Source organism: Bifidobacterium eulemuris (assembly GCF_014898155.1).
Lineage (GTDB): Bacteria > Actinomycetota > Actinomycetes > Actinomycetales > Bifidobacteriaceae > Bifidobacterium > Bifidobacterium eulemuris.
In genome coordinates this window covers 2606997-2627985 of record NZ_CP062938.1, presented here as the reverse complement: position 1 = coordinate 2627985, position 20989 = coordinate 2606997, and the positions used below count along the sequence as shown (strand labels likewise).

Below are 20989 nucleotides of genomic sequence, written 5' to 3'. Positions count from 1 at the left end.
GCGGTGCCGCCGGGCACGAGGGGTTCGGACCCGGCGGCACCGTTGGGCGAGGATGGGTGACGCCTATCGGCGGAATTCGAGCCGGTGCTCGCCCGCGCCGAGCTCGCGGGGCTCGTAGTCGGGGATTTCGACGAGCGCCGTGGTGCCGACCGGCACGGCGACGGTCAGTTCCAGAACGTCATCCGCGCCCCGCCAGTCGACCGCGGCCTTGCCGTAGGGGGTGATATGCGAGGTGGAGGCGTGGTCGATGCCGCCGCCGACGCGCGGCGAGACGCGGAACCGCCGCCAACCCGGCTCGATGGCCTCGAGGCCGCCGATGCGCGCGTGCATCCATTCGGCCACCGAACCCAGCGCGTAATGGTTGAACGAGGTCATGCCGCCCGGGTTGAGCGTGCCGTCCTCGCGCATCGAGTCCCAGCGTTCCCATGTGGTGGTGGCGCCCATCCTGACCTGGTACAGCCAACTGGGACATTCGGTCGAGGTCAGCAGCTCGTATGCCTCCTTGTCGTGGCCGGTGATGCTCAGCGCGGGCAGTACGAACGGCGTGCCGGCGAAGCCGGTGCTCACCCGCCCGCCGGACAGGCGCACGAGTTCGGCCAGTCGGTTGCCGGCCTTGATGCGGCGCACGGGCTCGTCGTCGAGCAGGCCGAAGGCGATGGTCAGCGCGTAGGCGCATTGCGTGTCGGAGGTCATGGTGCCGTCGAGCTTCGTGAAGCGGGCGAGGAATCCGCCGCGTACGAGATCACGCAGTCCGGCGAAGCGTTCGGCGTCCGCGTCGCGGCCGAGGATGCGGGCGATGGCTTGGGCCTGCACGCAGCTGCGGTAGTAGAACGCGGTGGCGACGAGTTCCTTCTCGGTCATCGCCTGGGTGGGATCCTCCGGAGGGGCGGCCGGGTCGAGCCAGTCGCCCAGCTGACCGAGCACGAAATCCGGTTTGCGGTCCCACACGCCGTCGTCCGACAGGTAGCCGGCGACCTCGTCGATCCAGTCGCAGACCAGATCGTAGGAGTCCTCCAGCACCTTCGTGTCCCCGCTGTCCATGTACAGCGTCCACGGCACCTCCACCGCGGCGTCGCCCCATGTGGAGATGGCCTGCGGGTGGGCCCACACGCCGAGCGGGATGAACGGCACATAGAACGGCACGGTGCCCCATTTGGTCTGGTCGGCGCGCACGTCCTTAAGCCAGCTGCCGAGGAATCCCTGCACGTCGTACAGGTAGCTGGCGGTGGGCGCGAACAGGCAGATGTCGCCGGTCCAGCCCAGCCGCTCGTCGCGCTGGGGGCAGTCGGTGGGCAGGGAGACGAAGTTGGAGCGCATGGACCATACGGCGTTGGCGTGCAGACGGTTGAGCAGCGTGTCGGAGGTCTCCAACTCGCCGGCCCGGTCCATCACCGAATGGTAGACGCGGCATTCGATGTCGTCGGCGGTCAGTTCGCCCGGCAATCCCTCGATCTGCGCGTAACGGAAGCCGTGCATGGCGAAGCGCGGCTCCCACCAGGCGTCACGTCCGTTGGAGGTGTAGACGTCGTGCTGCTGGCCGCGGCGCAGGGTGCGTGTGGCGATCGTGCCGTCGGGTTCGAGCACTTCGACGTGCCGCAGCTCCACCGTCTCGCCGGCGGAAAGGCCGCGCATATGCAGGCGGATACGCTGCGAGCAGTTCTGGCCGAAGTCGACCAGCCACACGCCCCGGCCTTGCGCTGTGTCGTCAATGCGGGTGATGGAGAGGGGCTTATGCTCCTCGTGGGCGCGCACCGGCGAGGTTTCGGGGTTTTCGATATTCGCCGGATCGTAGAACACCTCGGCGACGGGCGCCCAGTCGGAGTCGTCGAAACCGGGTTCGGACCAGCCCGGCCGTTCGAGACGGGCGTCGTACCGCTCCCCCTCGCACAGGTCGGAGCAGACGATGGGGCCGAGCGCGGCCTTCCATCGACGGTCCCACGAATTGGAGTAGAAGGCCTCGGTGACGCCGTCGGCGTATTCGACCTCGAGCTGCGCGAACACGCCGATCCTATCGCCGTAGTAGTTCGCATAGCCGCCGTCGAAGCCGACGCGGCCGCGGAACCAGCCGTCGCCCAGCCAGAATCCCAACGCGTTGCCGCCGGCCTGAAGCGCGTCGGCCACGTCGTAAGTCCAGCATTCCACGCGCCTCTCGTAGTTCGTCCAGCCGGGGATCAGCGCGTCATTGCCGACTTTGACGCCGTTGATCTCCGCCTCGACCAGGCCCAGCGCGGACAGGTACAGGCGGGCGCGGGACGGCTTGTCCCGCAAGTCCACCTCGGTACGCACCAGCGGCAGGTGACGGTGGTCGCTTTGCGGTTCAGCCCACGAAGGTCCAACGAAATCGGCCACATGGTCGTGCTCCAGCAGCAGACCGGCTTCGAAATGCAGCGTCTCGCTGGGATCCCCCAACGGCTGGTGGCTGGCCGACACCACCTGCACGGTGGCGTACACCTCCTCACGGGAGACCAGCGGTTCGAACTGCCAGGGCACGAGCACGCTGTCGGCGACCGGCAGATAGGTTTCCAGCTCGACCGGCTCTCCGCCGGGCACGCGGCGGGTGAGCTTGAGCAGGATCTGCGCGTCCTCCGGAACGGGTTTCGCGTACACCCAGCTCATACGCGGGGCTGCGGTGCCGATGCCGAGCGCGTCGCCGGGGTAATGTTCGACGGTGAAACGGGTGATGTCGAGGTCTCCGGCGGTCACGGCCGGCACGATCTGCGGCGTATGCGTGGTGGTGTTCATGATGGTTCCTTCGTCAGCTTATTGCGTGATGTCGTCTCGTGTGTGTTTCTTGTCTCGCATGGTCCGTCGCTTCGGGCGGGACGGGAACGACCGGGTCGCCGCCCGCCCGGAGCGGGGCGCGCCGTCAGGCTTCGGACGAGGCCAAGGCCTTCGCCCGACGCTCTTCATCGGTGCCGTACTTCTTCTGCAGGGCCAGCATCACGGAGCCGGCGATGAGTTCGATGATGACGACCCCCACGAAGCCCCACATGGTGGTTTTGATGACGGCCGGCACCACCAGGGCCGGGGTGACCAGGGCGAACAGGCCGCAGCACAGGCGGGAGAAGCCGTTGATGAAGCCTTGGATGGAGGCGCGTACCTCAATCGGGAAGGATTCCTGGGTCCACACCTTGTAGAGGGCTTCGCCGGCGAACGGGCCGCCGACGTTCATGATGGCGGTGGCGGCGACGATGACCCACAGATTGGTGCCGCCCAGCGAAAGCATGACCATTGAGACCAGCGTGATGGCCATGCCGACGTAGAAGAGCCTGTTGCGGTATTTGCCGCCGGCGATGGACGCGAAGGCGATGTTGAGAACAAGCGTCACGAAGTTGAGGATGATGCCCAGACCAGTGGCGAGGGTCTGCGAGGCGTTGGCCTGCACGAACATGTAGGTCTGGAACTGGCCCCAGGTGTTGGCCAGCAGGTTCCAGCCGAGATAGAAGACCATGATGGACAGGAAGAATCCGAGGAACATCTTCTTATCGGCGCCGAACAGCACCTTGGTGACGGAGACCTTCTCGGTGGAGGCCTCGCGGCCCTGGGCGGCGTCGCGGGCGTCGGCCTCCTCGTGGAAGCGGCGGAAGGTGGGCGACATCAGACGCCACAGCCATGCGACGACGGCGAACACCGTGAGGATGGCGAACACGACGCGGCCGCCTGTGGCGCCGGGCATCGTGGAGACGAGGAAGGCGCAGATGAAGGAGATGAACACGCCGATCTGCCAGAACACCTGGGTGGTGGAGACGAGGCGGGCGGCCATCTGGTCGTTCGGCGCGTCATGGGAGACGACGGTCATCGACACCGGCAGGTCGGCGCCGGAGGCGATGCCTGCGATGATCAGACCGATGAGCAGTACGGTGAAGTCGTTGGCGAAGATGCAGATGCCCGCGCCGATGGCGTAGAACAGGTTGATCCAGTTGAAGAAGGTGACGCGGCCGATCCTGTCGGCGAGGCGGCCGCCGAACAGGGATCCGAAGGCGATGGCGAAGGTGAGCACGCCGGAGAGCACGCCGACCTCGGTGGTGTTCAGTCCCAGGCCGTCCTGCCAGACGGTGATGGTCGAGGACAGGCCGACGATGATGCCGGAGCCGAGCATCGAGCCGATGCCGGCGGCGACGGCCAGCGGCATATATCCGCCGAGTCCCTTGTCCTGCTTCGTTGAAGTATTCATATCTTTTCCTTGCACCTCGTGTTTCATGCCCACCATGGCTTGAAACCTGAATTGATATTTTCAATTCTCTTCAAGATATTCAACAGACGTTCCGTGAGTCAATCTCACAACAACACCATTGTTATTCTTGAGTTCTCTTGGCTTTATCGGGGAAGGCGAGCAATTCGTCGCATATTCTCCGTTCCACCTTGATATCCTTGATTGTATTCCTATATTTTGAAATATTCAAATCTTTCCACTCGGCGTGTTGAAAGTTTTCAAAGACATCGTACGAGATTCGGCGTATTGTGGAACACATCAGCCCATCCCGCCCACACGGCGACGAGTCAGGAGGACGCGCATGCCATCAACGAAGAAAATCGGGGTGTCGGATGTCGCCAAACATGCGGGAGTGTCCATCGGCACCGTGTCGAACTACCTCAACTATCCCGAACGCGTCTCCGACACCCTGAAGGCGAAGATCAGCGCCTCCATCGCCGAACTCGGATATGTGCCGCGACGCGCCATGCCCGTTTCCGCCGCATCCTCGGCACTCGCCACACCGCTGATCGGATATGTGATGACCGACATCGAGCATTCCCTGTTCACCTCGATTTTCGAAGGGATCCAGGAGGTGTGCGAGGACAACGGCATGCAGGTGATCGCGACCAACGCCTTCTCCGACCTCGACCGGCAGCACGAACTGGTGCGCCTGTTCGCGCAGATGCCCGATGTGGCAGGCATCATGCTCGCCACCGTGCAGGATCCGCGGGAGGACATCGCCATCGCCGACGCCGCGGGCAAACCCATCATTCTGCTCGACCACACCTCCCCCGCCGGAGAGAACGCCGTCTGCAGCGTGCAGGAGAACAACGTGGCCTGCGGACGCCTCGCCGCCGAGGAGCTTATCCGCACCGGATGCCGGCGACTGGCGTTCGTCGCCCATTCCTTCGACTACGAGTCGATCCAGGACCGCTACTTGGGCATGCAGCAGGCCGTGATGCGCTCCAGCGCGGACGTGACACTCACCATAATCGATTCGGGTGGACTCGCGGTTGAAGACGGCATGGAGATCGGCCGTCGGCTCGCCGATGCCCATGCCGAGCAGGCATCCACATCCCACGGCGAGGATGGCGACTTGCCGCCTGACGGCATCGTCGCGGGCGGAGACCAGCTTGCGATGGGATTGACGTTGGGATTGACGGATGGCGGCCTGTGTTCGATACCCGGCGACGTCAGCGTCATCGGCACCGAGAACTCACGACTCGAAGCCATCGGCAATACACCGCTCACCGTCGTCTCTGCGCCGGGCGCGGATATGGGGCGCAAAGCCATGATGACGATGCTCGACGAGATCAACAATCCCACGCATATCCACGGCTCCACCTTGCTCGACCCTACGATGGTCCGCCGCGCCTCCACCCGGCGATAGCGGCCCTTCGCACGGTTATACGAAACGGCGGACCTCCACATCGCGTGGACGGCCCGCCGCATCTGCGCGTTCGCGCGTCGGCCTACAGCCGGATCATCTCGCCTTCGTCGGCGGCGCGTTTGATGGCGTTCAGCACCTCCAGCGATTTGATGGCATCCTCCGGAGTGACCAGCGGGTTCGCCTCGCCGCGGATCACCTCGAGGAAATGCTTGAGCTGCAGACGGTGAGGCAAGCCTTCTCGCACGCCCTGGATCTCGCAGACGAACGGCTTGGTCCAGTCGCTCACGCCGCCATCGTGGGTGAACAGCTTGAGCTGCGGCATCGACAGCGATCCCTTGGTGCCCATGATGTAGTAGGCGTCCGTGTCGAAGGGCGCGAAGAAGGGATTCTCGCGGGCGGTCGATTCCCAGTTCCAGGGGCTGGCCGCCGCGTCGGAGAGGGTGATCGATCCAAGCGTGCCGTTGGCGAAGCGCACGTTGACCACGGCGGTGTCCTCCACCTCGAAGCCGCGAGCCCGGTTGGCGGCCATGCCTTGGATCTCCGTCGGCTCGCCGAACAGGAAGCGCAGCATATCCACGTCATGCACCATGTTCACGAGGATTGGCCCCGCGCCCTTCTGGCGACGCCACGGAATATCGAAGTAGCCGTCCGGCTTGTAGATGCCGTAATGCACCGACACCGCGACGATGGTGCCGAGCGCGCCGGAATCGATGATCTCCTTGGCGCGGCGCGCCTTGGGGTTGTGCCGACGATGCTGGCCCACCAGCACGGGCACGCCAGACGAACGAGCCTCGGCGGCGAAGGCGCGCGCGTCGTCGAGGTCGTCGCTGATCGGCTTCTCCACCAGCGCGGGGATGCCGTGGGCGATCGCGGCGCGGGCGTTCGCCAGATGCAGATGGTTCGGCGAGGCGATGACCACGCCGTCGAGTCCACCCGCGCCTGCCATGTCCTCGCAGTCGGCGAACCACGGCACGCCAAGGGAGTCGGCGAGCGCGTGCGCCTCGTCCGTGGGGTCGGCGATGGCGGCGAGCGTGGAGCCCGGATCGTCTTGGATGTAGCGGATATGGTCGCGGCCCATGGCACCGGCGCCGACGACGGCGAGTCTGAGCTGTTCGGTCATGATGATGGCTCCTTTGTGTGTGGGTGTGGATCGAGTTGGATGGAATCGTCAACGGCGGGGAGCGCGCATGGTGCCGGCGCGCCTGACCTTGGCGGCGAGCAGCAGGGTCACGACCAGGCCGATCACGGTGATCGCCGCGGCCGCGTAGAAGGCGTATCGGTAACCGAACGCCTCGCTGTGCAGGCTGGTGGCGATGCGGGGCCCGATCCACGCGCCGAGCGCGTAGCCGAGGAACATGATGCCGTAGTTGATGCCCAAATGTGTGGCGCCGAAGGTCTCACCGGTCAATGGCGGATAGATCACCAGCAGCGCGCCGAACGCGCAGCCCAACACGATCACGCATCCGATGAAGAACGGCGCGGTCGTGGCGAACGACATCGCGACCATCGCGGCGGCGGTCACCACCAGCATCACGGACAGGCAGCGGAACGCGCCGAACCTGTCGTAGAACGCGCCGAATGCCAAGCGCCCCACGAAGTTGGACAAGGTGTTGATGGACACCACCATGGCACCGAACGCGGCGGCGCTCATCGCGCCCACGGCGCCGACCTGTTCCTGTGCGATCGAGGAGAGCGCGCCGACCAGCATGGTGCCGGCGGTCGCGGCCGCGGCGTAGATCAGCAGCAGCACGTAGAAGCGCGGCGTGGACAGCATGCCCTTCCAGTCGAAGCCGTCCACGGGCACCCGCGCTTTGTCCGATTTGCTCTCGTCGGGCGGATTCCAGCCGTTCGGCTGGTAGTTGGCCGGTGCCGGCGAGACGAACAGCGCCCCCAGAGTGATGGCCGCCCAGAAGGTCACGCCGAGAATCTTCAATGCGGTCGAGACGCCGAAGGTGCTGGACAGCAGGCTCGCGATCGGCGAAAGCGTGGCCGGGCCGATGGCCGCGGCGGCCAGCAGGATGCCCGAGGCCTTGCCGCGGATGTCGGGGAACCAGCGTTGCGCGGTGGTCAGCGCAGGATTGTAGACCAGACCGTTGCCCATGCCAGCGATCAGGCCGTGGAACAGGTACAGCATCGGGACGCTGCCGGCCATGCCGGTCAGGAACCAGCCGAGACCGAAGACGAAGCCGCCGATGAGCATCACCTTGCGCGGACCGAATTTGTCGCAGATCCGGCCGGAGAAGATGCCGGTGACGGCCATCACCGTCTGGAAGATCGAATACGACAGGCTCACCTCGGCGGTGCTCCACCCGTGCTGTTCGCTCAGCGGCGTGAGGAACACGCTGAACAGGGCGATGGAGGCCACGAAGAACATGACCACGAAGGCGGCGGCCAGCACGCCGTATCGGTTGGCCTCTTTGGGCGAGGCGACGGCCGTGGTTGTCGAAGACACGTATTGCTCCTTGATATCAGGTATTGGAATGTTGACGATTCGATATGGGTTCGATATGGGTTCGCCGGCGGCGATCGCACGCGGGATGGGTGCCGCCGGTCTCACGCCCCGAAGCATGGGCTCAGATCAGTCCGCGTTGCTTCAGCGAATTGACGGCGAACTGGCGGCGGCCGCCCGGCTTGGGCGTCAGATCCCCCATCATCAGGTGGAAACCTCCGTCGACGCTGATCTCGTCGCCGTTGACGAAGTCGGAACGCGGGCTCGCCAGGAACGCCACGGCGTTGGCGATGTCCTCCACCTCGCCGATGCGGCGCGAGGCGATAAGCCGTTCCCGTTCCTCGGTCACCTTCGGGTCGGCGTAGAACGACGCCGACATAGGCGTTTTGACGAAACAGGGGCACACGCAGTTGCTGCGGATGCCGAACGGCCCCCATTCGGCGGCGAGCATTTTGGACAACATGCCCAGTCCCGCCTTCGCGCAGGAGTACGCGCCGGAGAAGGTCTCCGGCGAATGCGAGGCGACCGTGGAGATGTGGACGATGCGTCCGGACCTATGCTCCAGCATCACCTTGCCGAAAGCCTGCGAAAGGATGAACGCGCCGGTGAGGTTCACGTTGACCACGTCGCGCCAGTCGTCAAGCGGCAGATCTTCCAGGGGCGCGAAGCGCAGGATGCCGACCGTGTTGACCAGCACGTCCACGGTGCCGAAATCGGCGAGCACCTTGTCTTTGAGGATGGCGACGTCGTCGGCGTCGGAGATGTCGCAACCATACCCCCTGGCCTCCACACCATAGGTCGAGCCGATCTCGTCGGCGAACTGCCGGGTGGCCTCCTCGGACACGTCGACCATGGCCAGCCGCGCCCCGGACTTGGCCAGCTCCCCGCAGATCGCGGTGCCCATGCCGCCCACCGCGCCGGTCACCACGCAGACATCCCCCGCGATGCCCAGCCAATCACGTTTCTCTTCCGCCTGCATGGCAGCTACCTCCTTGTATATGCGGCTTGCCCCGTACCGTCTTCGTTCGGAGCGACATCCGGAATGCTAGACTTTGCCCCAGGGGCAAGGTCAAGGAGGTGCGCGTGGCCGACGATGACGAGCTGCTGACGATCGGCGAGGTCGCCAAACTGGACGGAATCACCACGAAGGCGCTGCGCTATTACGACGCGCACGGCATCCTCAAGCCCGAGGTCGTGGACGCGCAGACCGGCTACCGCTACTACTCCCCCGACCAGGTGCTGGAGCTTGACGTCGTGCGCATCTGCCTGGCGACCGGCATGCCGTTGGACTCGCTGGAACGACATCGTTTGGAGGACGGCACGTTGGATTGGCGCGGCGTGCTGAGCGCCAGCCGCGCCCGGGTGGATGACGAGATCGCGCGCCTGCGCAAACAGCAGGCCAGTCTCAACGATTATCTGGATGAGATCGTCCGCAAGGCGCAGACTCCCGAGGACGGCGTGGTCTCGTCGGACCTGCGGCCCACCTGGCTGGCGGCCAAACCTTGGGCCTACGACCAACCGTTCGCCATCAAACGGTATCTGCGCACCATGTCGGCGTTGCGCGACGCCATGCGCAAGGCCGATGCCACGCCCCTGCTTCGGCGTGGCATCCTCATCGACCATCTTCACGAGCGCGCGTGGGCCTACCACCAGTTCGACCCGCAGGACGCGCCCGACGGCCCGTACCGTTTCGACGGGTCGATCACCGTGCTCAACCCCGCGGGAGGACCCGCGCAAAGCATGGCGATCGAACGCGACCGCCTTTCGCAGTGCTTCGACGAGGGTTTCGCCATGACGATGCGCGATGATCCCGAACAATGGCCCCACGCCACCATGACGGAGATCTGGGGCAGCCGCGCGTCACGCGGCAAGGTGTCGATCCGCTATTCGCGGCACCGCTGCGCGATCTGACCGAGCCAGCCGAGGCTGGGCTTCGCCGTGCGTTCGAACGTCTCGCGGTCGACGGCGATCAGACCGAAGGTCGGCGCGAAATCGCCCCATTCGTAATTGTCCAGCAACGACCAGCAGTAGAAGCCGCGCACATCGGCACCGCCTTCGATCCGGTCGGCGATCGCGGTCAGCGAGCCGCGCAGATAGTCGACGCGCCGCGCGTCGTCGTCGGTGGCGATGCCGTTCTCGGTGATGTAGATCGGCATATCGGGCAGCATGGCGCGCACCAGGTCGATGCCGTCGCCCGACGCCTGAGGATAGTATTCCCAGCCGTTTTTGGTGAGCTCCGCGCCATCCGGCACCGGCTGCGGGCCGGAGGCGGTGATGCGGGTGCGCGTGTACGCCTGCACGCCGATGAAGTCGTCGCCGCGGGCCGCGTCGATGAACCACCGTTCGCGAGGCCAGGCGTACGCCCGCAGCACCTCGTCGGCGGTCGGCGCGCCGTCACGGTCCTCACAGGCATCGGCATAGAACGCTTGGGTGGCCACCGACCAACCGGCCTGATAGCCGCCCTCCCGCAATACCGAAACCGCGGCCTTATGCGCGTCCCGCAACGCTTCGGCGATGGCCATGTCGGGTTCGGGGAGGCCGGCGGCCTGCAGGTCGGCCGACTCGTCATGGAACCGCGCCATCATCGACGCGATATTCGGTTCGTTGATCGTGCACACCAGCCGGACGTCATCGCCGAGGATGCCCATCACTCGCCGCACGTAGCGGACGAACAGTTCGACGGCACGCTCCTGCGTCCATCCGCCGGACTGCGCGAACCATTGCGGCGTGGTGAAATGCATCAGCGTCACCATCGGTTCGACTCCTGCGGTGACGCATGCCTCGATCATCCTGCGGTAATGCGCGAGTTCGGCGTTCGAGAAGCATCCCGGCGCGGGTTCGATGCGGGCCCATTCCACGGAGAAGCGATAGGTCCGCAGTCCGGCGTCGGCCAGCAGTCGGATGTCTTCGTCGAAGCGGTGGTAGCTGTCCACGGCGTCGCCGGACGGCTCCTTCACCGACGCGGGCACGGCATGCTCCCTCGCCCACCAGTCCGAGTTGATGTTGTTGCCTTCGATCTGGTGGGCGGCGGTGGCCGCTCCCCAGAGAAAACCTGCGGGATATCGGGCCGCGAGCTCGTCATCGTACGTCATTGGTTTCCATTCCTTCCTTGTATGCACGCATATGGGCGACGGCCGCCGAATCCTGTTCGGCGGCCGTCGCGTTCAACCCGGATGGGCGTTTCGCCAACCGTCTTGCAACGGGGCGGACGGGTATTAAGCGACCGTGAACGTGGCGCGCTTGAGATCCTCGCGGCGCGACGAATGTCCGATGAGCAGCTCGAATTCGCCGGCTTCGACGATGCGGTTGGCGTCCGCGTCAACGATGGTGCAGTCCGCGACCGGAATGTCGAAGGAGACGGTCCGACTCTCCCCCGGCGCAAGTTCCACGCGTTTGAAGGCTTTGAGCTCGCGGTCGGTCCAGCTGTAGGAGGTGACGATGTCACCGATGTAGGCCTGCACGATCTCGGTGCCGGGGCGATCGCCCGTATTGGTCAGGGTGATCTCGGCGTGCACAGTGTCGGTTTCGACGAATGGCTTGGATTCGTTGGCGTTGGTGATCGCCACGTCGCCGTATTCGAAGGTCGTGTAGCTCAGGCCTTCGCCGAACGCGTACGCCGGATCCTGGGTGAGGTCGGCGTAACGGTTGCCGTGCTGGCCGCGGATCTGGTTGTAGTAGACCGGCAGCTGGCCCGCATGGCGCGGGAAGGTGATCGGCAGACGGCCGGAGGGTTCGGTCAGGCCGAAGATGATTTCGGCGATGGCCTGCCCGCCCTTCATGCCGGGGCTCGGCGCCCACAGGAAGGCGCTCACGCCGGAGTCGGAAGGCTTATCGGCCACGCCGTATCCACCGACCACGCTGGCCGGCATCACCTGGGGCTTGGAGCTGACCAGCACCACGACGAAGGGCTTGCCGGTCTCCTTGGCGACGGCGGCGAGCGCGTCGATCAGCGCGTTCTGACCGCCCACGAGTTCCAGCGTGCCGGTGGAGCACCCCTCGCCGATGAGCTGGATCACATCGCCCACCACGGCCACGATCAGGTCGGATTGGCGGGCGTTGGCCACGGCCTCATCGAGCAGCGCCTGGTCGACGGGGGCCGCGACGCCGATCTTCGGACGGGGCTGTCCGTCGGGATAGAACTCGCCTTCGGGATCGGGCACAAGGTCGATGATGTTGGCGCCGCGCGAGTAGACGACTTCGGCTCCGGCCTCGCCGGCGATCGTCTTGACGCCGTCGAGCACGGTGGTGATCATCTCGCGCGGATGGCCCTCGGGCATCCAGTTGACCTGTCCGGAGCTGCCCGCCCAGTCGCCGAGCTGGGTTTGCGCGTCGTCGGCGAGAGGGCCGACCACGGCGATGCGCTTCGCCTTGCCAGGAGCGAACGGCAGCGCGCCGTCGTTCTTGAGCAGCGCCACGGATTCGCGGGTGAGCTCGAGATTGAGACGCTGGTGCTCGTCGGAGCCGATGACGGCTTTGATGCGTTCGGAATCGGGCAGGCGCGGATCCTCGAACAGTCCAAGGCGGAACTTGAGCGCGAGGATGCGCTCCACGGCGGCGTCGATCAACGACTCGTCGAGCAGACCGGTATTGACGGCCTCAATGGCACCCTCGTAGAACTGCGGCGTGGTCATGACCAGATCATTGCCGGCCTTGACCGCGTCGGCGGCCGCATGCACGTAGTCGGGCTTGACGTGCTGCTCCCATACCGAGCGGCCGACGTTGTCCCAATCGGTGATGAGCGTGCCCTGGTAGTTCCACGCGCCGCGCAGCTTGTCACTCAGCAGCCACTTGTTGAAGGTGACCGGCACGCCTTCGATGGATTCATAGCCGAGCATGAACGTGCCGCAGCCTTCCTTGGCGACGCGTTCGAACGGCGGCAGGAACCAGGATTCGAGCTTGCGGTGGCTCAGATCGGCCTCGGAGGCGTCACGGCCGCCTTGGGTTTCGGAGTATCCGGCGAAATGCTTAGCGCAGGCGAGGATCGCGTCCTTGGCGAGCGGCTCGCCCGCCTTGGCGCCGCCCTGATAGCCCTTGACGATGGCGGAGGCAAGTTCGCCGATCAGCATCGGATCCTCGCCGAAGGTCTCGCCCACGCGTCCCCAACGGGTGTCGCGTCCGATGCACAGCACCGGGGAGAAGGTCCAATGCACGCCGGTGGTGGAGACCTCCTCGGCGGTGGCGCGGCCCATCGCCTCGATTTTCTCGCTGTCCCAGCTGACGGCCATGCCGAGCTGTTCGGGGAAGATCGTGGCTCCCGGCCAGAACGAGTAGCCGTGGATGCAGTCGTCGCCGATGACCAGCGGGATGCCGAGGCGGGTTTTGGTGTTCACCGTCTCCACAGCGCGGGGCAGATCCTCGGGGCTGGTGTGCAGGATGGAACCGACGTGCTTGCCGACAATCAGATCGTCCAGGTCTCCGCTGCGGGCGTCGAGCTGCATCATCTGGCCGACCTTCTCCTCGAGGGTCATGCGGCCCAAAAGGTCCGCGATGCGCTCCTCGACCGGAAGATCGGGGTTTTTGTAGGGCAGGGTGGCTGTGTTCTCGGCCATGGGTTTCGCCTTCCTCGCTGAAGTTGCGCCGAATGTTAATTACCATTTGGTATTTTCACACCATACACGAAAGCGCGGCGACACGCAACACCACACCGGCAACCGCCGGCATTCAATACTGAGACACGCCGATAAAACATATGAATACCAACGTTTTTTGCGACATGGTGAACATTATCGAAAATAGGGGCATATACTGAAAACCACTTAATTACCAATCGGTAGTTATATGACGCGAAGTCGCGCCCCGCATGATGCGTACGCACCATGCCCACGTTGTCGCAGCAGACATACGATTATCTCAGAGGAGCAACGCACATGACCAGCGAGTCAACCGCAACCATCGACCCTCGACTGCAGGCCCATTACGACGCCATCGCCGCGGCCGAACGAGACCACACCCTCTCACCGGAGACCGGAAAACCAGTGAGCAAACCCACCCTCTTCCGCTTCGGCGCGGGATTCATCATCTTCGGACTACTGTGGATGAGCGGTTTGGGCATCGTCTCCTCGGCACTGCTTCCAGAGCATCTGAAAACCGTCGAGGGCATCGCGCCGGAAGCGTTGGTCAGCATCATCAATTCGTTTACGGCGGTCGCCTCGCTGGTCTCCAACCTGCTGTTCGGCAACTTCTCCGACCGCTCCCGCTCCCGCTTCGGCCGCCGCACCCCGTTCATCCTCGGCGGCGCCGTGCTCGGAGGCGTCACGCTGTTCGCCACCGGCATGACCACAAATCCGGTCATCATCACCATCGTCTACTGCGCCTGCATGTTCGGACTCAACTGCATGCTCGCGCCCATGGTCGCGATGATCTCCGACCGCATCCCCATGGGCGTGCGCGGCACCATGAGCGCCTTCTACGGTGCCGGCGCCTCCATCGGCTCCCCCATCGGCACGCTGATCGGCTCGTACTTCATCCTCAACCGCGCCCCCGGCTTCGTGCTCGCCGGCGTGCTCATGTTCCTCGGCGGAGTCATCGCGGTCATCATCATCCCCAAGGAGGGTTCCGCCGAATATCTTCCCAAGGACGAAGGCACGCTCAAGGATGTGCTGATGAGCTTCCGCCCGCCGAAATTCTCCGGCGCGCACGACTTCTACAAGGCGTTCGCCGGCCGCCTGTGCATGCTGCTGAGTTACCAGATGATCGCCGTCTACCAGCTCTACATCTTCGAGAAGTACGTGGGGCTGAGCGTGGCCGACGCCGGCGTGGCCCTGGCCACGATGTCCGTGATCCTCATGGTCGTCTCCCTGGCCGGATCCATCGTCTCCGGCCCCATCTCCGACTTCATCGGACGCCGCAAAGTGCCCGTCGTCGTCGCCTCCGTGCTGTTCGCCATCGGCACCGCCATGCCTTGGATCATGCCGACCACCATGGGAATGTTCCTCTACGCCGGCATCGCGGGCTTTGGATATGGCGTCTATTCCTCCGTGGACCAGGCGCTGAACGTCGACGTGCTGCCCAGCAAGGAGGAGGCCGGCAAGGACCTCGGCATCCTCAACCTCGCCACCACCATCGGCCAGATGCTCGGCCCGGTCGTGATGGGCGTCATCACACTGAACCTCAGCTACGCCGCGGCGTTCCCGATCTCCATCTTCTTCGCGCTGCTCGGCTGCGTGTTCATCCTGATGATCAAAGGCGTGAAGTAGCGGCGCTTCTCAGCATTCGCTCCCCCGCCATCCCGGAAGGCCGACCCACACGGGCCGGCCTTCTTCGCGTGATCCACACCTGCCATGAGGCAGGAGACCGGCCCGACCCGGATCCAGCGCCGGTTCGTGGAATTTCAACCCACATCTGCCGTGAGGCAGGTGACCCCGGTTTTTTCTTTTCGCCCGGTTGGGCAAGCATTTCGATCCATATCTGCCATGAGGCAAGTGCCCCGACCTCACCAAGCTCGCCATGGCCCAGATCATTTTTCGATCCACACCTGCCGTGAGGCAGGTGACCTGACCGTAAGCACCACTGCGACCAGCGGAACGATTTCAATCCACACCTGCCGTGAGGCAGGTGACGCCCAGGGAACGCACGATGCCGGTGTCCTTGTTATTTCGATCCACACCTGCCGTGAGGCAGGTGACCCTCCACCGAGGTCACGGTGTCGGCCCACTGCTCGTTTCGATCCACACCTGCCGTGAGGCAGGTGACCCCCCGACCCCGTGCACGAATGTCTATTTGCTTGAGTTTCGATCCACACCTGCCGTGAGGCAGGTGACCGTCCGTCTGATCCACGGACCGGGCCAACACGAGGTTTCGATCCACACCTGCCGTGAGGCAGGTGACTGGAGGCCCCGCCAAACCATACGCAGGCCCGGTAGTTTCGATCCACACCTGCCGTGAGGCAGGTGACCGCCGCGCCCCTGCGCAATACGGGGATATTGGAAGGTTTCGATCCACACCTGCCGTGAGGCAGGTGACCGCCGCGCCCCTGCGCAATACGGGGATATTGGAAGGTTTCGATCCACACCTGCCGTGAGGCAGGTGACCGCCGCGCCCCTGCGCAATACGGGGATATTGGAAGGTTTCGATCCACACCTGCCGTGAGGCAGGTGACCGCCGCGCCCCTGCGCAATACGGGGATATTGGAAGGTTTCGATCCACACCTGCCGTGAGGCAGGTGACTGACCGTAGCGGTCTGACGGACGGACGTCTCCTTGTTTCGATCCACACCTGCCGTGAGGCAGGTGACATGCCGAACGCGGCGAAGTCGTCGTAGGAGGGAGTTTCGATCCACACCTGCCGTGAGGCAGGTGACTCTCGGCGTGGAGTTCTCCTCGTCGATGTCGTAGTTTCGATCCACACCTGCCGTGAGGCAGGTGACCGCGGTCGCCGTCGGGCCAGCCGGACTCCTCGTCATTTCGATCCACACCTGCCGTGAGGCAGGTGACCCTGCACCATCGGCGTGCGGGAGCCCGACTACCGATTTCGATCCACACCTGCCGTGAGGCAGGTGACTTGCGGCAGAACACCCCGCCTCGCTTCGGCACGAGATTTCGATCCACACCTGCCGTGAGGCAGGTGACTAGGCAATGAACACGTTGTCGCCGCTGGCCGGAACGATTTCGATCCACACCTGCCGTGAGGCAGGTGACAGTTGGCCGGCGGCGCGAGCACGCAGGAGCAGGAGTTTCGATCCACACCTGCCGTGAGGCAGGTGACTGTCGTGAGGTGCGTTTGGTGCGTCAGGTACGGGTTTCGATCCACACCTGCCGTGAGGCAGGTGACAGGTCAGGCGGACGCGGAGGCCTGCTGCTTGACGTTTCGATCCACACCTGCCGTGAGGCAGGTGACAGGATGGTCTTTCCTCCATGACCGTGGACGAGCTGTTTCGATCCACACCTGCCATGAGGCAGGTGACCCATGCCTGCGGGGCCGCGCGGTCACGAGGCCATTGTTTCGATCCACACCTGCCGTGAGGCAGGTGACACGACGCAGCTGCTCAACGGCGACGGGTCCGGCGAGTTTCGATCCACACCTGCCGTGAGGCAGGTGACACCGTGGGACGCCGAATCACGCCCACGCAGGTCAAGTTTCGATCCACACCTGCCGTGAGGCAGGTGACTGTACGCCAACCAGCCCATGTACGTGCACTGCTGGTTTCGATCCACACCTGCCGTGAGGCAGGTGACTCACCGCGCAATGGCTGGCCGACATCAACGCCGCGTTTCGATCCACACCTGCCGTGAGGCAGGTGACCGCCGTCGCCAACGCGTTCCAGGTGTCGCCTGAGTTTCGATCCACACCTGCCGTGAGGCAGGTGACGCTCAAGGACATGCGCGACAAGTACCGCGGCATGGGTTTCGATCCACACCTGCCGTGAGGCAGGTGACCGCCGCCAACGCCTATTGGACGGCATAAAGAAAGGTTTCGATCCACACCTGCCGTGAGGCAGGTGACGACCCAAGCCAAAGCCTACGTCGACGCGCTCGACGTTTCGATCCACACCTGCCGTGAGGCAGGTGACTCTGATGACGGAGGCAATGACCGTCTGGATCGGTGTTTCGATCCACACCTGCCGTGAGGCAGGTGACAGTCGTCCAAGCCGTCATGCCCTCTTTCTGTGCGTTTCGATCCACACCTGCCGTGAGGCAGGTGACTCGATGATTTCCGGATCGCCGACGTTGAGGACGTTTCGATCCACACCTGCCGTGAGGCAGGTGACCGTCGCTGATAGGCCCGTTCTCCGGCGTGACCGTGTTTCGATCCACACCTGCCGTGAGGCAGGTGACCCCCAGCCCACCGCCGCCGATCATGTTCAACATGGTTTCGATCCACACCTGCCGTGAGGCAGGTGACGGGAAGCCGCGAACTTATTGGCCCAACGCTCGTCGTTTCGATCCACACCTGCCGTGAGGCAGGTGACTGGTTCGTCGGGTTCCACGGCGGATGTTTCACGTGTTTCGATCCACACCTGCCGTGAGGCAGGTGACCTGATTCCCGTGTTCATCGCCAATGGTTTTTACAGTTTCGATCCACACCTGCCGTGAGGCAGGTGACTGAGGCTGATGGTCGCCACGCCTGGGATAAGCGGGTTTCGATCCACACCTGCCGTGAGGCAGGTGACCATCGCGTGGACGCAGCTCACCGGCTATTCGAGCGGTTTCGATCCACACCTGCCGTGAGGCAGGTGACGGTCACGACGTCGGCGGCGGCGTCGCCGATGCGGGAGTTTCGATCCACACCTGCCGTGAGGCAGGTGACGGCGAGCTCGCCGGCGAATTGGGCGAGGGAGAGCAGTTTCGATCCACACCTGCCGTGAGGCAGGTGACTATTCGCGGCAGTACAGGCCGTTCGCGTAGCCGATGTTTCGATCCACACCTGCCGTGAGGCAGGTGACTCGCCGAACACGACCGCGAACAACAATCCGGCGAGGTTTCGATCCACACCTGCCGTGAGGCAGGTGACCCTGTGACCGGCGTGCTCAAGTCGCTGCTGGCTGTTTCGATCCACACCTGCCGTGAGGCAGGTGACGCGCCCGTTGGCCATGCGCACGAGCAGGTCGGGGTTTCGATCCACACCTGCCGTGAGGCAGGTGACTTGGATCACCGCGCCCACCGTCGCGCATGGCGAGTTTCGATCCACACCTGCCGTGAGGCAGGTGACGCAAGCCTCCTAGATATCGTCGTGCGCGTCGTTGTTTCGATCCACACCTGCCGTGAGGCAGGTGACACGAACGCGACTGGGGCACCGCAATGGCCCTCTTGGTTTCGATCCACACCTGCCGTGAGGCAGGTGACCCCAGACGCATGATTCGGTGGGCGGCATTTTGTGGTTTCGATCCACACCTGCCGTGAGGCAGGTGACCTTCCGCGATGGAGCTTTTCTTTGGATTCAGCATAGTTTCGATCCACACCTGCCGTGAGGCAGGTGACTCCTTCGACGAACTATGTCGCATGGTACCCGAACTGTTTCGATCCACACCTGCCGTGAGGCAGGTGACCGATGTCTTCTCTGCGCCGGTAGCCGACGCTGTCGGTTTCGATCCACACCTGCCGTGAGGCAGGTGACCCTCGTCCAATGGTGTGGCGCTCGATACGGTTTGTTTCGATCCACACCTGCCGTGAGGCAGGTGACAGATCATGAACGAGACCGGCGGCTACGCCTACATGTTTCGATCCACACCTGCCGTGAGGCAGGTGACGCTGGGCGATGGCCGCGCGCGGCAGGCTGGCGGTGTTTCGATCCACACCTGCCGTGAGGCAGGTGACCCGGGCCGCAGGACCCTTGAGCAGATGTCCTCGTTTCGATCCACACCTGCCGTGAGGCAGGTGACGCCACGAGCACGATGATGCGTCGGAAACGATACGTTTCGATCCACACCTGCCGTGAGGCAGGTGACCTGTACGCCAACCAGCCCATGTACGCGCACTGCTGGTTTCGATCCACACCTGCCGTGAGGCAGGTGACATTCGAGGATCTTCCTTCTGTCCTCCGGCTTGGCGTTTCGATCCACACCTGCCGTGAGGCAGGTGACCCATCGCGCCGCGCATGACGGTGTCGCCGACCTCGTTTCGATCCACACCTGCCGTGAGGCAGGTGACCTTCGTCCTGCCGGATGGGCAGGTGTCCATCTGGTTTCGATCCACACCTGCCGTGAGGCAGGTGACATTCCGTTGCCCTGCAATACTGCCTCGAGAGGGTGTTTCGATCCACACCTGCCGTGAGGCAGGTGACCGGACTGACGTGGGACGAGATCAAAGCCCACCGCGTTTCGATCCACACCTGCCGTGAGGCAGGTGACCCGCCGATATGGCGACATTGCACGTGTGCGAAATTGTTTCGATCCACACCTGCCGTGAGGCAGGTGACCATTGACGCGCGCATTCGAGTTGACATGCAGTCAGGTTTCGATCCACACCTGCCGTGAGGCAGGTGACCGCATGGACGCCGACCCCTTCAGCGCCGCCGATTGGTTTCGATCCACACCTGCCGTGAGGCAGGTGACGAGACAGTTCGTCCACGGCCCTCTCCGTGTTGGAGTTTCGATCCACACCTGCCGTGAGGCAGGTGACGTCGCTGTTCGCGGGCACTTGCATGATGGCCGCGAGTTTCGATCCACACCTGCCGTGAGGCAGGTGACTGATGCCCGTGCTCACCGAGCAGATCGTGGCCGAGTTTCGATCCACACCTGCCGTGAGGCAGGTGACTGCCGGCCCCCTCGGCGAAGGAGTCCGTGGCCGTGTTTCGATCCACACCTGCCGTGAGGCAGGTGACGATCTGGCACAGGTTGCCCTGCGTGATGATGCTGTTTCGATCCACACCTGCCGTGAGGCAGGTGACCGTCCAAGCGGGTCAGGCGTGCGCCGTCCTGATTGTTTCGATCCACACCTGCCGTGAGGCAGGTGACGGCCGGCATCATCCGTGGCGGGTCGAGCTACTGGTTTCGATCCACACCTGCCGTGAGGCAGGTGACTAACTGCTCCTTAATCTGGTTAATTGGTGAAAGAGTTTCGATCCACACCTGCCGTGAGGCAGGTGACATGCCCTTGCCGACCGAACCCCAGTCGGTGTTCGTGTTTCGATCCACACCTGCCGTGAGGCAGGTGACGAGGACTTCGGAGGCCTTGCCCAACGCGGTTTTGTTTCGATCCACACCTGCCGTGAGGCAGGTGACTGCGTTTGACGCGGCTGCCGGTCATGGCGAATTCGTTTCGATCCACACCTGCCGTGAGGCAGGTGACCGTGCCCCACGGGGCGGATTTGCTGCCGAGTTTGTTTCGATCCACACCTGCCGTGAGGCAGGTGACCCGTCGCGCCCGGATTGGCCGTGCTGTGGACGCAGTTTCGATCCACACCTGCCGTGAGGCAGGTGACCGGCCCAGGCGTGCACCTGCGCGGCGTTGTCCTTGTTTCGATCCACACCTGCCGTGAGGCAGGTGACAGGTGACGGGCTCGCATGCATGGTTCAGGT

The 20989-nt window shown here is 64.1% G+C and carries 10 protein-coding genes and 1 CRISPR repeat array; of the genes, 3 read left to right on the top strand and 7 right to left on the bottom strand.

Annotation, left to right across the window (positions count from 1 at the left end):
- Positions 1 to 63 precede the first annotated feature (63 nt).
- On the bottom strand, positions 64 to 2742 hold the full coding sequence (locus BE0216_RS10700; protein ID WP_094637550.1) for an alpha-L-rhamnosidase: 2679 nt from the start codon (positions 2740 to 2742) through the stop codon (positions 64 to 66).
- 124 nt (positions 2743 to 2866) lie between these two features.
- The gene (locus BE0216_RS10695) at positions 2867 to 4174 is read right to left on the bottom strand and encodes an MFS transporter (RefSeq protein ID WP_094637549.1); all 1308 of its coding nucleotides are present in this window, start codon (positions 4172 to 4174) and stop codon (positions 2867 to 2869) included.
- 340 nt (positions 4175 to 4514) lie between these two features.
- Here BE0216_RS10695 and BE0216_RS10690 point away from each other — a divergent pair, with 340 nt between their 5' ends.
- Complete coding sequence (locus BE0216_RS10690) at positions 4515 to 5585, top strand: LacI family DNA-binding transcriptional regulator (RefSeq protein WP_094637548.1); 1071 nt, start codon at positions 4515 to 4517, stop codon at positions 5583 to 5585.
- Between the two features lie 82 nt (positions 5586 to 5667).
- Here BE0216_RS10690 and BE0216_RS10685 read toward each other — a convergent pair whose 3' ends face one another.
- From BE0216_RS10685 to BE0216_RS10675, 3 genes are all read right to left on the bottom strand, one after another.
- Positions 5668 to 6705 (bottom strand): Gfo/Idh/MocA family protein, encoded by a 1038-nt coding sequence (locus tag BE0216_RS10685; RefSeq protein ID WP_094637547.1) that lies wholly within the window; start codon positions 6703 to 6705, stop codon positions 5668 to 5670.
- A 48-nt stretch (positions 6706 to 6753) separates the two neighbouring features.
- Positions 6754 to 8037: an L-lactate MFS transporter gene (locus tag BE0216_RS10680; RefSeq protein ID WP_226805781.1), complete on the bottom strand. Its 1284-nt coding sequence runs from the start codon at positions 8035 to 8037 to the stop codon at positions 6754 to 6756.
- A gap of 121 nt (positions 8038 to 8158) precedes the next feature.
- The gene (locus BE0216_RS10675) at positions 8159 to 9013 is read right to left on the bottom strand and encodes an SDR family NAD(P)-dependent oxidoreductase (RefSeq protein WP_094637546.1); all 855 of its coding nucleotides are present in this window, start codon (positions 9011 to 9013) and stop codon (positions 8159 to 8161) included.
- A gap of 104 nt (positions 9014 to 9117) precedes the next feature.
- Here BE0216_RS10675 and BE0216_RS10670 point away from each other — a divergent pair, with 104 nt between their 5' ends.
- Complete coding sequence (locus BE0216_RS10670; RefSeq protein WP_094637545.1) at positions 9118 to 9945, top strand: MerR family transcriptional regulator; 828 nt, start codon at positions 9118 to 9120, stop codon at positions 9943 to 9945.
- Here BE0216_RS10670 and BE0216_RS10665 read toward each other — a convergent pair.
- Together BE0216_RS10665 and BE0216_RS10660 are read right to left on the bottom strand one after the other, a co-directional pair.
- Entirely contained in the window at positions 9918 to 11126 is a 1209-nt protein-coding gene (locus tag BE0216_RS10665; RefSeq protein ID WP_094637544.1) for a glycoside hydrolase family 1 protein, read from the bottom strand. The two genes, BE0216_RS10670 and BE0216_RS10665, sit on opposite strands and share 28 nt — an antisense overlap.
- Before the next feature lie 123 nt (positions 11127 to 11249).
- The gene (locus BE0216_RS10660) at positions 11250 to 13583 is read right to left on the bottom strand and encodes a glycoside hydrolase family 3 N-terminal domain-containing protein (protein WP_094637543.1); all 2334 of its coding nucleotides are present in this window, start codon (positions 13581 to 13583) and stop codon (positions 11250 to 11252) included.
- Between the two features lie 318 nt (positions 13584 to 13901).
- Between BE0216_RS10660 and BE0216_RS10655 the strand changes: the two genes are divergently transcribed.
- On the top strand, positions 13902 to 15230 hold the full coding sequence (locus tag BE0216_RS10655) for an MFS transporter (RefSeq protein ID WP_094637542.1): 1329 nt from the start codon (positions 13902 to 13904) through the stop codon (positions 15228 to 15230).
- 131 nt (positions 15231 to 15361) lie between these two features.
- A CRISPR array of direct repeats spans positions 15362 to 20959; the repeat unit is 33 nt; unit sequence GTTTCGATCCACACCTGCCGTGAGGCAGGTGAC.
- Between the last annotated feature and the right edge of the window lie 30 nt (positions 20960 to 20989).